The sequence below is a fragment of the Bifidobacterium reuteri DSM 23975 genome (genome assembly GCF_000741695.1).
GTDB lineage: Bacteria > Actinomycetota > Actinomycetes > Actinomycetales > Bifidobacteriaceae > Bifidobacterium > Bifidobacterium reuteri.
In genome coordinates this window covers 52,098-66,682 of record NZ_JGZK01000008.1, presented here as the reverse complement: position 1 = coordinate 66,682, position 14,585 = coordinate 52,098, and the positions used below count along the sequence as shown (strand labels likewise).

At 60.7% G+C, this 14,585-nt stretch carries 14 protein-coding genes, 2 tRNA genes and 1 pseudogene; 8 read left to right on the top strand and 9 right to left on the bottom strand.

The features are described 5' to 3' along the window. Positions 1-238, bottom strand: a pseudogene (locus BREU_RS12710) (hypothetical protein); the annotation flags it as partial. On the opposite strand from BREU_RS12710, the gene BREU_RS08175 reads away from it, so the two are divergent. Both BREU_RS08175 and BREU_RS08170 read left to right on the top strand, forming a co-directional pair. Then, positions 221-649, top strand: coding sequence for a transposase (locus BREU_RS08175; protein WP_044089643.1), 429 nt, complete (start codon positions 221-223; stop codon positions 647-649). The pseudogene BREU_RS12710 and the gene BREU_RS08175 overlap by 18 nt on opposite strands. A gap of 245 nt (positions 650-894) precedes the next feature. After that, positions 895-1,767 carry a hypothetical protein gene (locus BREU_RS08170; RefSeq protein WP_052382087.1) on the top strand — a complete coding sequence of 291 codons (873 nt, stop codon included), beginning with the start codon at positions 895-897 and terminating at the stop codon, positions 1,765-1,767. A 64-nt stretch (positions 1,768-1,831) separates the two neighbouring features. Here BREU_RS08170 and BREU_RS08165 read toward each other — a convergent pair whose 3' ends face one another. Genes BREU_RS08165 through BREU_RS08155 form a run of 3 tightly spaced genes read right to left on the bottom strand, consistent with a single transcriptional unit; the run spans position 1,832 to position 2,687 of the window. Beyond that, on the bottom strand, positions 1,832-2,206 hold the full coding sequence (locus BREU_RS08165) for a hypothetical protein (RefSeq protein ID WP_044089584.1): 375 nt from the start codon (positions 2,204-2,206) through the stop codon (positions 1,832-1,834). Further along, on the bottom strand, positions 2,203-2,415 hold the full coding sequence (locus BREU_RS08160) for a hypothetical protein (protein WP_044089583.1): 213 nt from the start codon (positions 2,413-2,415) through the stop codon (positions 2,203-2,205). Before BREU_RS08160 ends, BREU_RS08165 begins: the two co-directional genes overlap by 4 nt. A gap of 41 nt (positions 2,416-2,456) precedes the next feature. Beyond that, on the bottom strand, positions 2,457-2,687 hold the full coding sequence (locus tag BREU_RS08155; RefSeq protein ID WP_052382086.1) for a hypothetical protein: 231 nt from the start codon (positions 2,685-2,687) through the stop codon (positions 2,457-2,459). A gap of 139 nt (positions 2,688-2,826) precedes the next feature. Here BREU_RS08155 and BREU_RS08150 point away from each other — a divergent pair, with 139 nt between their 5' ends. Further along, positions 2,827-3,252, top strand: a complete 426-nt coding sequence (locus BREU_RS08150; protein ID WP_044089582.1) for a hypothetical protein — start codon at positions 2,827-2,829, stop codon at positions 3,250-3,252. A gap of 196 nt (positions 3,253-3,448) precedes the next feature. Here the strand turns inward: BREU_RS08150 and BREU_RS08145 are convergent, their stop codons facing one another. Then, a complete protein-coding gene (locus BREU_RS08145) occupies positions 3,449-4,459 on the bottom strand; it encodes an aldo/keto reductase (RefSeq protein WP_044089581.1) in 1,011 nt (336 codons plus the stop codon). A 343-nt stretch (positions 4,460-4,802) separates the two neighbouring features. On the opposite strand from BREU_RS08145, the gene BREU_RS08140 reads away from it, so the two are divergent. Further along, positions 4,803-5,237 (top strand): MerR family transcriptional regulator, encoded by a 435-nt coding sequence (locus BREU_RS08140; protein ID WP_258185046.1) that lies wholly within the window; start codon positions 4,803-4,805, stop codon positions 5,235-5,237. A gap of 115 nt (positions 5,238-5,352) precedes the next feature. Here BREU_RS08140 and BREU_RS08135 read toward each other — a convergent pair whose 3' ends face one another. Beyond that, positions 5,353-6,675, bottom strand: a complete 1,323-nt coding sequence (locus tag BREU_RS08135) for a nicotinate phosphoribosyltransferase (RefSeq protein ID WP_044089580.1) — start codon at positions 6,673-6,675, stop codon at positions 5,353-5,355. A 452-nt stretch (positions 6,676-7,127) separates the two neighbouring features. Here BREU_RS08135 and BREU_RS08130 point away from each other — a divergent pair, with 452 nt between their 5' ends. From BREU_RS08130 to BREU_RS08120, 3 genes are all read left to right on the top strand, one after another. After that, a complete protein-coding gene (locus BREU_RS08130) occupies positions 7,128-7,754 on the top strand; it encodes a Pr6Pr family membrane protein (RefSeq protein ID WP_044089579.1) in 627 nt (208 codons plus the stop codon). A 73-nt stretch (positions 7,755-7,827) separates the two neighbouring features. Then, positions 7,828-8,592 (top strand): ribonuclease PH, encoded by a 765-nt coding sequence (rph, locus tag BREU_RS08125; protein ID WP_044089638.1) that lies wholly within the window; start codon positions 7,828-7,830, stop codon positions 8,590-8,592. Between the two features lie 672 nt (positions 8,593-9,264). Beyond that, positions 9,265-10,035: a non-canonical purine NTP pyrophosphatase gene (locus BREU_RS08120; protein ID WP_044089578.1), complete on the top strand. Its 771-nt coding sequence runs from the start codon at positions 9,265-9,267 to the stop codon at positions 10,033-10,035. A 164-nt stretch (positions 10,036-10,199) separates the two neighbouring features. Here BREU_RS08120 and BREU_RS08115 read toward each other — a convergent pair whose 3' ends face one another. The 3 genes from BREU_RS08115 to BREU_RS08105 all read right to left on the bottom strand — a co-directional run bounded on the left by BREU_RS08115 (position 10,200) and on the right by BREU_RS08105 (position 11,814). Continuing rightward, on the bottom strand, positions 10,200-11,201 hold the full coding sequence (locus tag BREU_RS08115) for an AEC family transporter (RefSeq protein ID WP_044089577.1): 1,002 nt from the start codon (positions 11,199-11,201) through the stop codon (positions 10,200-10,202). 363 nt (positions 11,202-11,564) lie between these two features. Then, a tRNA-Leu gene (locus tag BREU_RS08110) sits at positions 11,565-11,645 on the bottom strand. A gap of 96 nt (positions 11,646-11,741) precedes the next feature. Further along, positions 11,742-11,814 (bottom strand) — tRNA-Thr (locus tag BREU_RS08105). Positions 11,815-12,202: 388 nt separating this feature from the next. On the opposite strand from BREU_RS08105, the gene pgi reads away from it, so the two are divergent. Further along, the gene (gene pgi / locus BREU_RS08100) at positions 12,203-13,903 is read left to right on the top strand and encodes a glucose-6-phosphate isomerase (protein WP_044089576.1); all 1,701 of its coding nucleotides are present in this window, start codon (positions 12,203-12,205) and stop codon (positions 13,901-13,903) included. The last annotated feature ends 682 nt before the right edge of the window (positions 13,904-14,585 follow it).

Genomic DNA, 14,585 nt, shown 5'->3' with positions numbered 1-14,585 from the left:
GGGGTCGCGAACGAGGAGAAGCGCGCGCCGGCGCGGGGTGCGCGTGAACACGGTGCGCGCGCACCAGTTCCGGGATCAGACCCCCATCGCCGGCCGGCTCCACATCGCCCCTGTCTATACGCTCGAACAGGGAATCCAACGAACCCGACGAAACAAGACCATCCACCAGCTCACGGGCGGAACCCACGGCAACGGCACCATCGCCGCACCCTACTTCATCATGCGAGGTCACCATCATAATATCCTTTCACCCGGCAACCCCATACACAAACAATTAGACACCCTCGACGGTTTGCCCGCGGGGCTGGACGTGCACGTGATCGCGGACAACTACGCCACGCACAAGCACGCCGCCGTCAGGGCCTGGATCGGGACGCACCCCAGGTTCCACATGCGCTACACGCCCACGTCGAGCTCATGGCTCAACCAGGTCGGGCACTGGTTCGGGGACCTTGACCGGGACGCCATCCGCCGCGGCGTGTTCCCCAGCCTGCAAAGCCTCGTGGACAGCATCGACCAATACATCGATGCCCACAACCGCAATCCCCGCCCCTACACATGGACCGCCAGCGCCGAAACCATCCTCGCCAAGGTCAAGCACGCCAAAGACACCCTCAACCACTCAACCAATTGCGAGACAGACCACTAGCGTCTCTCGTTGGAAATTCGTTGTCTGGTTGCAACTATACGTATGCGGGTCCAATTGGCTGGGAAGCACTTATGCCGATCAATCCTCCGCTATCCACATCGTTTGCGTCTTGGAACTTCAAACCATGGCCTGTTCTACACTGAAACCATGCAAAATGAGAGAGATGGCGAAGAAACAGCAGGCACTCCTGCGGTGCAGACAAAGCGCCCCAATGGCTGGTTCCTGTTATTGCGGCTGGTGCCGCCGTGGTCCTTGTGGCTGCGGGTGTCGGCGGATGGCATGTGTGGACGGTCCGTGAGCTTGATGCCGCCAAGTCGGCGTGCGCGACGGCTTCCGGCCATACGCGGGAGGCGATGAACGCGTACAACCTGCTGCTCAACGGTGACGCCGCGCAGGCGTCGAAGGTGGCGAAGGATCAGGTGAAGGACGCGAAGACCTTGGACACGCTGGCCAAGGCGTTGAAAGAGGAAACTCCCGTCTATGCGGGTTGCACGGCCGACGATACGAACGGCCTGAAGGATGCCGCGAACACGTTGGACGAGCAGACCGCATGGTATAGGACGCATGAGGAGAGCCTGTCGAAGACGGTGAAGGCGGTCAATGAATCCAAGGCGGCCAAGACCCTGGACACGGCTAGGGCGAACCTGAAGGCGAAACTGGAGGAGGCGTCCAAGCTGCTCGCGGATTCGGACGGCAAGGTGGCCGACAACGCGGTGCGTGACTCCCTGTCGAAGGCCATCGACGCCGGAAACAAGCTGAAGGACGGGAACGATCCGTCGAAACTGGACGAGGCGCGCAAGGCATTGGAGGATGCGGTCGGCAAGGTCAACGACAGCGTGAAGGCCAAGCAGGATGCGGACGCCAGGGCAGCGGCCGAAGCCCAGGCGGCCGCTGCGGCGCAGGCGCCGTCTTCCTCGTATGTGGGCGACGGATACCAGAGCTACGGATACGGCAGCAACAATGGGTATACGGGCGGTCACAATTACAACGGTAATGGTCAAGTTTCTGCTCCGTCTATAGGAAGCAACAGCGGACAGGCATCAAGCGGAGACGACTATCTCCACTACTGCGGAAATGGCACTTCAGACGGTAGCGATATCATTCTAAGACCATGCTGACCGACTGATTTCACATTCATCCCTTTATCTCCCTCGCCTCCAAGCCGGACGCATACGTTGTACGTCACGCGTTGACGAGCTGGTGCGCCCGCTGGTAGGAGACGCCCAGCATGATGCCGATATCACGCAGGGTCACGCCCATACCATGCAGGGTTTTGGCGGCGAGCCGGCTTTCGGAAGCGGCCTTGCGGGCTGATTCCTCCGACACCATGCGTTGCCGTTTCGACTCAAGCACATGCGATTCCACCGTTTCGGGCAGTCTGACGTGCACGTCAAGGTTGATGGACTCCGGCGCCTCGTCGGTCATGATGCTGATCAGATCACGCGCCATCACGTCCACCTCTTTGAGATTCAGAGCCTGGGTGACGCGTTTGACGGCGGGCACGTCCACCATCCATGCGTCTTCGTCTCTGGTGACGTTCACTTCGTAGGTTTTCATTTCCACCAGTCCTTTCCGAATTTCGGTTCGCATTCCCCGTAGATGGCTTTGGTTGTATTCTCTCGTATTTCGTTGTGTCGTGGCAGTGGGACGATCATGCCGTCGATGACGAGTTTTGAATGGTTGCCGCCTTCGAGGATTTCGAGTCGGCAGCCGTTCTTTTTCGCTTCGGCTTTGATTCGTTTGATGATGTCCTTGCGTTTCGTCACGAACTTAATTCTATCTTACTAGACACTAAATGTCAATAGCTCTAGACAAAGAGGGGGCCGTATGGCTCGGGAATCTTCCCGCCGTTGGCCTCCATGTCCGCAACGGCTTCGCCGGCGACTTTCTGGATGCCGTTCAGGGTTTTCGCCGGGGATTCGTCCAGCCAGCTCAGGCCGGGCAGTTCGGCGCAGGTTCCCACGTACTCCCCATCTTCGGCGGACCATTGGACCCGATATGAGTAATGGTTGACGATTACGCTGGTGTTCATGCTCATTTCATGCTCTCCTTCATGTCGATGGCTTTGAGGATTTGCCGTATCTGATAGGGCTTGGCGTTGCCGTCATGCCTCTTCGTGGCGGCATCTTCCCGCCTTTCCCGCCAACAACCCACACGAGACTGGTTCAATAGGAAACATGGGCATCCTATGGAAAATCAGCAAATGGTACAACCGCTACCAGTTCCTCATGTGGATCATCGGAATCCTCACCGCGATAGCCACACCCCTGGTCGGCTACGCATCCTACCTATTGAGCGCCAACAACCAGCATGCGGAACTCCTGTCGGACAGTCCCGAATACGCGGACGAGACGACCACATCCAACCTCCTCCAATGGTTGACCGGACAAGCACAAGGATACGGGCGGCTGCTCGGCATCATCGCCGTCTTGGGAATCCTTGTCATCGTGTTCTGCATCGTGTTCACCATCATCAACTGGATCGGAAGGCGCACCAAGGTCAGCGGCGTGGATGAGGCGGAGGAGCAGCAGGAGAAAGGTCGCCGTCAGGCCGCGGAGGATGACCGGTACGATGATTACGGCCAATCACGGGAATACGACTGACCTGCCACAAGCTAGCGGGACAATTATCCAGATCGTCGCCGAAATGGCGGGCCCGCGCTTCGGCGTGCGCTCACATTCGTACTTGCGTGCGCGTTCGCACGTTCATGTATCCGCATTCGCGCGCTCGCCATGTGCGCCGCGTCACGCCCATCGTCTGCCACTCGCGCCGCGGCGCCCGGCCGCTCGGTATCGTGTCTCAGCGCTGTGAGATCTCGTCGATGCGCTTGAGCTCCTCGTCGGTGAACGTGGTGTTCTTCAGTGCGCCGATGTTGTCGAGGATCTGCTGCGGCTTCGAGGCGCCGGCCAGCACCGAGGTCACCTTGCCGTCGTGCAGCAGCCATGCCAGGCTCATCTCCGCGAGCGTCTGTCCGCGTTCGGCGGCGAGGCTGTTCAGGTCCACCACCTGCTTGTGCAGCTTGTCGGTCAGCGCGGAGTTGTTGAGGAATCGCGGATCGTGGGCCATGCGGCTGTCGGCGGGAATGCCGTTGAGGTAGCGGTTGGTCAGGAGGCCCTGCTCCAGCGGACAGAAGGTGATGAGCCCCTTGCCCAGGCGGTATGCGGTTTCCTTGAGGCCGTTCTTCTCCACCGTGCGGTCGAGGATGTTGTACTTGTTCTGGTTGATGATGAACGGCACGTGCAGTTCATCGAGAATGGCCGCCGCCTTCTCCATCGTCGGACCATCGTAGTTGGACAGGCCCACGTACAGCGCCTTGCCGGAGTTCACGGCCTGCGCGAGCGCGCCCATCGTCTCCTCGAGCGGGGTGTCCGGGTCCGGGTGGTGGTGGTAGAAGATGTCCACATAGTCCAGTCCGAGGCGTTCGAGCGACTGGTCGAGCGACGCAAGCAGGTACTTGCGGCTGCCGAGGTCGCCGTAAGGGCCCTGCCACATCTCATAGCCAGCTTTGGTGGAGATGATGAGCTCGTCGCGATGGTGCTTGAAGTATTTGGCGAGCAGCAGACCGCAGTTCTTCTCCGCCTGGCCGGGTTCCGGGCCGTAGTTGTTGGCCAGATCGAAGTGGGTGATGCCGTTGTCGAACGCGGTGAAGACGAGCGACTTCATCTGCTCGAACGGGGTGATGTCGCCGAAGTTGTGCCAGAAGCCGAGCGAGACGGCGGGAAGCTTGAGGCCGGAGCGTCCGGAACGGTTGTAGGTCATCGTGTCGTAGCGATGCGGGTCGGGCTGGTAAGAGGTGGTTGGCTCGAACATGGCTCTCCTTTGACGCCGTGTGAGGTGCCGATGTGCACCGTGGCACGGGTGTGTGTCGGTTGCGTTATCGGTTATCATGGTTCCAGTTCAAGTGAACTTGAAGGCAAATTTCGGGCGATGGTTCGGCGTGTTGCGGTGGGTGCCGATGATTGGTGCCCGGCGGGCCGTCGGCCGGGAAAACCGGGAAAGGTACGGCGGGGAGGTCGGATTGAAAACAGATACGGTGATGATTCCGGCGGAGTCTGCGCGGACTGCGGCCGGTGCTGTCGCGGATGAACCGGCCGGCGGCGCCGGAGCGGGAGAGGTTTCGAACGTCGACAGCGCGCAGGGCGCTCGCGAGAGAATCCATAAGACATATACGATTCGCGAGGTGGCCGCACAGTTTCATATGCAGCCGTCCACATTGCGCTATTACGAGGAGCAGGGCCTGCTCACCAATGTCGGCCGTACGGAGACCGGGCAGCGCGTGTTCGAGGACTGCCATATCAACCGTCTGCGTGCGATCTGCTGCTTCAAGAACGCGGGCATGACCATCGATGATCTGAAGAAATTCTTCGTGTACGAGTCCGATGAGCCCGAACACATCGACGAGATCCTGGACTTGCTGGAATCGCGTCGCGAGGCCTTGGACGAGCAGCGCCGCGCGCTTGACGAGGCGGCCATGCATGTGCAGCGCAAACTGCACTATTACGGCGACATCAAGCGCGCGCTCGAAGCGGGCGAACCATTGCCCGACTGGAAGTACTACAAAACCCGCCTCTACTCAATCGACTGCTGAGTCGCCGTCACAGGACGGTGACTTCAATAACCGAGCCGTTAAGCGGGCAGCCCGGTGGGCTGCCGGTAGGCGAGGGGAGCGGCTGTGCCGCGACGGATTTCTACTGAAGCCGCCGTCACAGGACGGTGACTTCAGTAGAAATCACAGGCTCGCCCTTCATCAGCGATTGCGCGGTGATCGGCAGCTCGGCAAGCGCCTTGGCGCGGTATTCGTGCGCGGCCATGATGGCGTCATGCCCCTGCCAAGTCGAATCGATCGAGCCGTGGTCCACGAAATCGACCAGCAGATCCTTCCAGCCTTCCTCCGGCGTGAACGCGGCCAGCTTGTCTTCCGAGCCGGAGACGACATGCTCGGCTTCGGCCAGCGCGTACTCGTATGAACGATAGGCCAGCTTGCGGCCAGGCACTGTGGCCTTGTCCTTCGACTTCTTGGCAACAGGCTGCATCACGCCATCCGCGCCCTCGCGTTCGGTGAGCTTGTACACCATCGCGCAGGTCGGGGCTCCGGAGCCGGTCACCAGCATTGTGCCCACGCCGTACGAGTCGACCGGTGCGGTCTGCAGGGCGGCCAGTGCATACTCGTCCAGATCGTTGGTCACGGTGATGGTGGTGTTCGTGGCACCCAGCGCGTCCAGCTGGTTGCGCACGCGTTGCGCCATCGCGGCCAAGTCGCCCGAATCGATGCGGATGCCGCCCAATTCGGGGCCGGCCACTTCCACGGCGGTCTTCACGGCCTCCTCGATGTTGTAGGTGTCGACCAGCAGCGTGGTGTTCTTGCCCAGTGCCGCGATCTGCGATTCGAAGGCGTCGCGCTCGGAATCGTGCACCAGCGTGAAGCAGTGCGCGGCGGTGCCAATAGCCTTCAGTCCGTACAACTGTGCGGCGAGCAGGTTCGCGGTGCCTTTGAAGCCGCCGACCACTGCAGCGCGCGCCGCGGCCACGGCGGCCCACTCGTTCGTGCGTCGTCCGCCCATATCCATGCAGGGGCGATCCTTGGCGGCCGACACCATGCGTGAGGCGGCGGACGCCACGGCGGAATCATAGTTGAGAATCGACAGAATCAGCGTTTCCAGCAGCGTGCACTCGCCGAACGTGCCTTCGACCTGCAGTATCGGCGAGTTCGGGAAGAACATCTCGCCTTCTCGATAGCCCTTGATGGATCCGGAGAAGCGGAAGTTCTCCAGCCACCTGATGGTCTCCGGACTGACCACATGCCGGTCGGCGAGGAATTTCAGGTCCTCGCTGTCCAAATGGAAGCGTTCGAGCTCGTCCAGGATGCGGCCAGTGCCGGCCACCACGCCGTAGCGTCGGCCTTCGGGCAGGTGCCTGGTGAACACCTCGAATACGCATTTGCGATTGGCGGTGCCGTCCTTGAGTGCTGCATCGAGCATCGTGTATTCATACATGTCGGTCATCAGAGCCGGCGAATAATCGACCATTCCAAGCCTTTCCGTTGTCGTGCACTGTGGTGTTCCACTGTGCCTCACTGTGTCGTGGCGCCTCACTGTGTTGCATCACTGTGTGCTCCACCGTGTGCTCCACCGTGTCGATTCACTGTGTTTGCTGTCCCGCTTACCCAAGCTCACTACTTTTGGTTAAGTTGACTATTAGTGTAGTCCGATGGCGGCACCGCCGTCGCATGCCCAAGAACACTAGCTGCGATGACTTTGCGGCATTGGACCTGCGAGTCAGCGAAGACAGTCATAGATGGCCTGTGGATTAATCCTGAAGAACGTCCGACGATGTCTGACGTCATGAGCCGGGCTGGACTGGGGAATGTCCCGGAATAAGCCGCCCAAAGACAAGTGCCGCGCTTGCGCATCGGACCCGGGCCGTCTCCCGAAACTGAGTACTGATGAGTACTGATGAGTATTGAGTAGACTCATGAATCATGAGATTCATCGCGGCATTATGGCGGTTGGCCATCGCAGGATTCTGCTTCGTCGGAACGTATGAGGCCTGGTCCAAGCCGCAGTATTGGGTGTATTTCACATTCCAGACCGGACTGGTGCTGGGCGTGGTGATGCTGTGGGCCGGTGCCGCCACACTGCTGAAAGGCATCCAGCCGCCTGCATGGCTCAAGGGGTGCGTCACGCTGTACGCCGTCGTCACCGCGCTGGTGGCGTTCCTCCTGATGCCGCCCGACGATCCCGCCTATGTGCCGCAGGTGATCGGCATCATGACCAACACGATGCTCCACAAAATCGGCCCGATCATGGCGGTGATCGATTTCGTACTGTTCGACCCGCATCGCCGGTTCCGCTGGCATTACATGTTGTCGTGGCTGATCTATTTCCCTGTCTATCTGACGTTCGTGCTCATCCGCGCGGCATTGTGGCCAAATTCCGGCCCGGCCGCGGGCGGCAATCCGTATCCGTACGCCTTCATCGATCTGAAGGTGCTCGGCTGGCAGGGTTTCGGCGTCAGTTGCGGCAAGCTGGCGCTCGCGTTTGTGGCGCTCGCGTTCGCAGTGTGGCTGTTGGATCGTGCGCTGCCCAAGAAGGTCCTGCTCGGTTAGTATGCCGCAGTGTGCATAGCGAACGTTGCATTCGTGCTGTACGCGTCATGTGGGTGCGCGTATGCTTGGCCGCATGGCTGAAATCAAAGATTTGCTTCCCAATCATCAGATCATCCGCGCCGACGGCCGCCAAGTGGACGAACTGCGTCCGGTGCGCATCACCCGTCATTTCACCGATGCCCCTGAAGGCTCCGTGCTCATCGAATGCGGCAACACCCGCGTGATGTGCACCGCCACGTTCACTCCGGGCGTGCCTCGCTGGCGCAAGGATTCCGGGCTCGGCTGGGTGACCGCCGAATACGCGATGCTGCCGCGCGCCACCTCCGAGCGCACTGATCGTGAGTCCGTCAAAGGCAAGCTCGGCGGCCGCACGATGGAGATCAGCCGACTCATCGGCCGTTGCCTGAGGGGCGTCGTCGATATGAAGGCGCTGGGCGAGAACCAGATCCAGCTTGACTGCGATGTGCTGCAGGCTGATGGCGGCACCCGCACCGCTTCCGTCACCGGTGCCTACGTGGCGCTGGTGGATGCGCTGAACTGGGCGGAGAAGAACAAGCACATCAAGTCCGCTGCCAAGGTGCTGAAGGATTATGTGTCCGCCGTGTCGGTGGGTGTGATCAACGGAACGCCGATGCTGGACCTGCCGTACATCGAAGACAGTCAGGCCATGACCGATATGAACGTGGCCATGACCGGTTCCGGCACGTTCATCGAGATTCAAGGCACCGCCGAACACCGCCCGTTCAACCGCGCCGAGCTCGGTACGCTGCTCGATTTGGCGGAGAAGGGCAATCGCGAGCTACAGGCCGCCCAGCGTGCCGCGCTCGCCTTGGACTGATTGATGATGCGCGCGCACGTATTCGGCCCGATACCCTGGTCGTGGCGTGCTTTGACGCGCGTCGAGACCGGATGGCGTGCTGAGCCGTGTGTTGCGCCATGTGTTGTGTCGTTGCGGCGGTGTGCGCGGTGCGCATGATTCACACACTGCGCGCTGGACTCGCACCCATGCACATGACTCGCACCCGTGCGCATGCCTCATACCTGCGCGTATGCCTCGCACCCGTGCGCATGCCTCATACCCGCGCGTATGCCTCGTACCCACGCGCTGGTGGATGCCCCGCCGCCGGAAACCGGCTGTATGTTCGCGGCTTGACGAGGTGGTCGCGAACATACAGCCTGGAACGGCTCCTAAACTAGCTGTATGTTCGCGCGTGGTTCGTCAGCTCGCGAACATATGGCCGGGAACAGCGCCTAAACTAGCTGTATGTTCGCGCGTGGGTCGTCGGCCCGCGAACATACAGCCGGTTCAGGGTCCTCGTCGGTCGGTTTCAACCTGATTCTTCTGGCGCGCCCGGTCAGGAGACTCACAGAAGGACGACTGCATGCCCATGACGCACACGATTACGCACATATGCCATCCGCCCGCCCCGCTCATGCCGCACATATCGCACATATTGCACATATCGTTTTTGCATACTGGACACATACCGGACATACTGGAGGAACTGCAATGAAAATCGTCGTCGCCACGCATAACGAAGGCAAACTGGTGGAGATCCGCCGCATCCTCGAGGAGGATCTCGGGCCTGCCGCCGCGGACATCGAACTGGTGTCGGCCGGCAGCCTGCATCTGCCCGACCCGGTGGAAACCGGTGTGACCTTCCAGGAGAACGCGCTGCTCAAGGCGCGCGATGTCGCCGGCCGCACGGGTCTGCCCGCCATCGCCGACGACTCCGGCCTCATCGTGGATGTGATGGGCAACGCGCCCGGCATCCTGTCCGCGCGCTGGGCTGGCGCACATGGGCATGACAAGGCGAACAACGCGCTGCTGCTCGCGCAGATCGAGGATATACCGGACGACAAGCGCACCGCACGGTTCCGTTGTGCCGCGGCTCTGGTGGTGCCGGATACCGCAGCCGGCATCGATGTGACCGGTGCTGATGTAACCGGTACCAATGGTGGTGATACTGAAGCAGCCGCTGGCTCGACTGCCGGCGGTGCTCCGGTGGTCGGACGATACGCCATCGCATCCGAGGTGGTCAAGCTCGGCGAAATGCCGGGTCGCATCATCCGCAAGGCCCGCGGCGAGCACGGTTTCGGCTATGATCCGCTGTTCGTGCCCGATGACCAGCCGGCAGGCCGTACCAGCGACGAGCCGGGATATGAAGGCGAGCCGCTGACCAGTGCCGAAATGACTCCGGCAGAAAAGAACGCTATTTCCCACCGTGGCAAGGCATTGAAGGCTCTGGTGCCCGAGATCGAAGCATTGCTGGCTGAGTGATGCGCTGAGATGCGGTGGTGTGCACAAAGCAGCAAATGGTTTGCACACCACTCAATCAGAATTGGTATTACCTTGTTGGGCTCCCCATGCTAGGGATGCCGGTGAAGCCGGCTGCGGGACGGTTCACAAACATGTCAATCCTGACGAAACAGAGCCAAGCCCGCTCACACGCCCATCAGTGTGTGGGCGATGGCCATCAGCACCAGCGCGATGATGGCGGTCAACGAGAGCGAGAACCCGGCGAGCTTGGCGTTGCCCAGCACCTTGTCGGTGAACAGCGTGGAGAAGATGGCGATCGGCGCCAGGCAGGCGATGACCGCCACAGCGCGCACGGACGCATCGAACGGCAGCAGGAACCAGGCCGCCAGAGCGAAGACGATGCTGAACGGCACACGCCACGCCACCACGGCCAGCACCTCTTTGACGTCATGCCTGGATTGCGGCAAGTCCATCAGCATGCCCACCATCAGCATGGAGACCAAGGCGTTCGCATTGCTCAGGGGCTGGCAGAACGTGGCGATCCAGTCTGGAACATGCACGTTGAGCAGGGTCAGCACAATCATCAGCATATAGGTGTCGAACGGCACGGAGCCGAAGAAGCTCTTGAAGATGGTGCGTCCCAGTGCGCGGCGTGCGAGTCGTTTGGCGTCGCGGTCCTTGGGTTTCTCGTAGGGCAAGGTCGGCGCGGAGCCGGCATGCTGCTCGGCAAGTGTCTTGCCAGGTTGAATATGCAGAAGCTGCTGGGTGAGCACGTTCGTGCCGGCTGCGACCATGATGCAGTTGCCGATATCGAACATCGCGGCGGGCACCACTGCGCCCGCGCCCCAGAATGATTGCACCACAGGGAAGCAGAAGCATCCGAGATTGAATCCGGCTCCGTTGAGCATCAGGAATGCGCGGTCGGTCACATTGCGTTTGCGCGTGGTGACGAAGATGAACGCCACCGGCACGGCTGAGCAGATGAAGGCGAACGCCGATAGCCAGAGCAGGGAGATGTCGTGCGGGTTCGTGGCGAATGAGTAGATGATCGCGCCGGGCAGCACCAGATTGAATTCGGCGGTTTGCAGAACGCGGTAATCCTTCTGGCCGAACAGGCCGAAGCGCCGGAACAGGTAGCCGGCAAGAATGATCAGCAGCAGGCCGACTGGCGTAAGTATGGCAGACACGACTCTCTCCTCGTTTTGCTTACTGTTTCACTATCCTCGCGGAGGGGGACGTCTCCCTGTGACGGCGGCCGCTGATGCCCATACCGTGGACGGAGCTGCCTTGCCGCCGTTGTCGATACTGTTGTTATTTGTTGCTGTTTATACCGTCGCTCAGCGTACGTGCTGCTCAGCGTACGTTTAGTGAGACTCTGCCAACCTTTTTCTCGCCAAACGTACGATGAGCGGCAGTCAGTGTACGTTTGGCGAGAAGTAAGGGCGTAAGACCTCAGCAAACGTACGCTGAGCGGGACTGAACATACGATTGCTGAGAAATGAGGAAGAAAACAACGGCAAGGAGAGGGGAATCGGGGAATCCCTACTCTGTGCGCGAGATGGGACTTGAACCCACACGTCTAAGACACAGGAACCTAAATCCTGCGCGTCTACCAATTCCGCCACTCGCGCATTGTTGCATACCGCTTGGCTGCAGGCGGGCGGAAACCGTCAGCCCACAGTTCCATATGCAAAACCCTAGGCGGACGAACCAACCTAGGGCAGTCGAGCCACTTGTCAGAATCGAACTGACGACCTGCTCATTACGAGTGAGCCGCTCTACCGACTGAGCTAAAGTGGCTTGTCTCGCGGAAGGCGTTCGCCACCCGCGCACAAAACAATAAGTGTAAGGCATGCCGTGGAAAAAGCCAAACGAGCGTGGTGTCTGTGTCGTGGTTCGCGTCGTCGTTCGCGTCATGGTTCGTGCGGGTCCTATGCCGTCGCTGTACCGGATCTGTACCAGATTCGTACCGGATTCGTACCGGATTCGTACCGCGGACTGCACGGGTAGATGGCCCGCAGATGTGCTTGGTACTGCCGCGCAACGTAGTTTCCATGGATGACACTATCCAGACACTGAATGTTTTTGTTCTGTTCATGTCTGAATTTGTGAGTATTCTGTTTGGTGATACGGAGTGATTCTGAGCTGTGTGCAAGGATGCTCCAGTCACCGAGGAAAGGAATATTCCATGGCAATCAATCCTCCTGTTGACGCCACCAAGACCCCTGCGTGGGTTGCGTTGCAGAAGCACTATGACGAGCTTCAGGCCGAGGGCATCGACCTCAAGAAGTGGTTCGCCGAAGATTCCGACCGCGTCAAGGAGCTCAGCTTCGACGCCGGCGATCTGCACTTCGACCTGTCCAAGAACCTGATCAAGCCGGAGACCCTGCGCCTGTTCGCCTTCCTCGCCGACGAAGTCAAGCTCGGCGACCGCATCAAGGCCATGTACACCGGCGTGCACATCAACAACACCGAGGATCGCGCTGTGCTGCACACCGCGCTGCGCCGCCCGGTCGAGGACGAGGGCAAGTACATCGTTGACGGTCAGGACACCGTCAAGGACGTGCGCGAGACCCTCGACAAGATCTACGCCTTCGCCGATGACGTGCGCTCCGGCAAGTGGACCGGCGTGACCGGCCGCAAGATCGAGACCGTGGTCAACATCGGCATCGGCGGTTCCGACCTGGGCCCCGTCATGGCGTACGAAGCCCTGAAGCCGTACGCGGACGCCGGCATCTCCGCCCGCTACATCTCCAACATCGACCCGAACGACCTGGCCGAGAAGACCAAGGGCCTCGACCCGGAGACCACCCTGTTCATCATCGTTTCCAAGACCTTCACCACCCTGGAGACCCTGACCAACGCCCGCGAAGCCCGCACCTGGCTGCTTGAGGAGCTCGTTGCCAACGGCGCCATCGCCGAGGGCGACGCCGCTCAGCGCGCCGAGGCCATCAAGAAGCACTTCGTCGCCGTCTCCACCAACCTGGAGAAGGTCGAGGAGTTCGGCATCGACCCGAACAACGCGTTCGGCTTCTGGAACTGGGTCGGCGGCCGTTACTCCGTCGACTCCGCCGTCGGCACCTCCCTGGCCGTGGTCTTCGGACCGGCCCGCTTCGAGGAGTTCCTGCACGGCTTCCACGAGATCGACGAATACTTCGCCAACACCCCGTTCGAGAAGAACGTCGTCGTGCTGCTCGGCATGCTGAACGTCTGGTACCGCAACTTCTTCAAGGCCGCTTCCCACGCCGTGCTGCCGTACGACCAGTACCTGCACCGCTTCCCGGCCTACCTGCAGCAGCTGACCATGGAGTCCAACGGCAAGTCCGTGCGTTGGGACGGCACCCCGGTCACCACCGAGACCGGCGAGATCTTCTGGGGCGAGCCCGGCACCAACGGCCAGCACGCCTTCTACCAGCTGATCCACCAGGGCACCCAGCTCATCCCGGCCGACTTCATCGCGTTCGTCAACACCCCGAACCCGACCAAGGACGGCGACCAGGACGTGCACGAGCTGTTCCTCGGCAACTACTTCGCGCAGACCAAGGCCCTCGCCTTCGGCAAGACCGCCGACGAGGTCCGCGCCGAGGGCACTCCGGAGGAGATCGTCCCCGCCCGCGTGTTCACCGGCAACCGTCCGACCACCTCCATCTTCGGCGTGGCCCTGACCCCGTTCGCCCTCGGCGAGCTCATCGCCCTGTACGAGCACATCACCTTCGTCGAAGGTACTGTGTGGGGCCTCGACTCCTACGACCAGTGGGGCGTGGAGCTCGGCAAGCAGCTGGCCAAGCAGATCACCCCGGCCATCTCCCAGGATGACGACGCCCTGGCCGCCCAGGACGCCTCCACCCAGAGCCTGATCCAGTTCTACCGCAAGAACCGCGAGTTCTGACCCTTTCCCTAGGCCCCCTCTGGTGAGGGGGCTGTCCCGCAAACAGCGGGACTGAGGGAGAGCAGCGTGACCACAGTAGGCTGTCTGGTGAGCAGTCTGGCGACCGCAGCTGTGTTGTCTGGTGAATGGTCTGGCGACCATTCACGTCGCGAGTTCTGACCCTTTCCCTAGGCCCCCTCTGGTGAGGGGGCTGTCCCGCAACAGCGGGACTGGGGGAGAGCAGCGTGACCGCAGCAGTAGGTGCCCGGCATCTTCGGATGTCGGGCACCTACTTTGTTATCCGATGAAATTCAGCGTGGAACAGCTCGGTTCTGGGCATATGCGGTACATCAGTGGCTCGTCGAATCCCGTTCTGGCATATACGTATCACGAGGACGCCGAAAACAGCCTCTTCGTGATACGGTTATGCCCAGAATGCGTGTAATGGCACGGTTATGCCCAGAATAAATGCTGCGTAAATGCCCAGAATCTGTGATGGGGTGGGGCGTGCGGTCCGTTTATGCCCAGGACGGCTTGGATGGTTTGGAATGGACCGGTTGTGTCCTCCACGGTATTGTCCCGCCGATGGGTTGTCCTCCACAGCATTGTCCGCCGATGGATTATCCCCCACGGTATAGTCCATTACCCATGGCATCGTCCGCCATATTGCAGCGGCAGATGAACATTCCCATCATTGTTTATG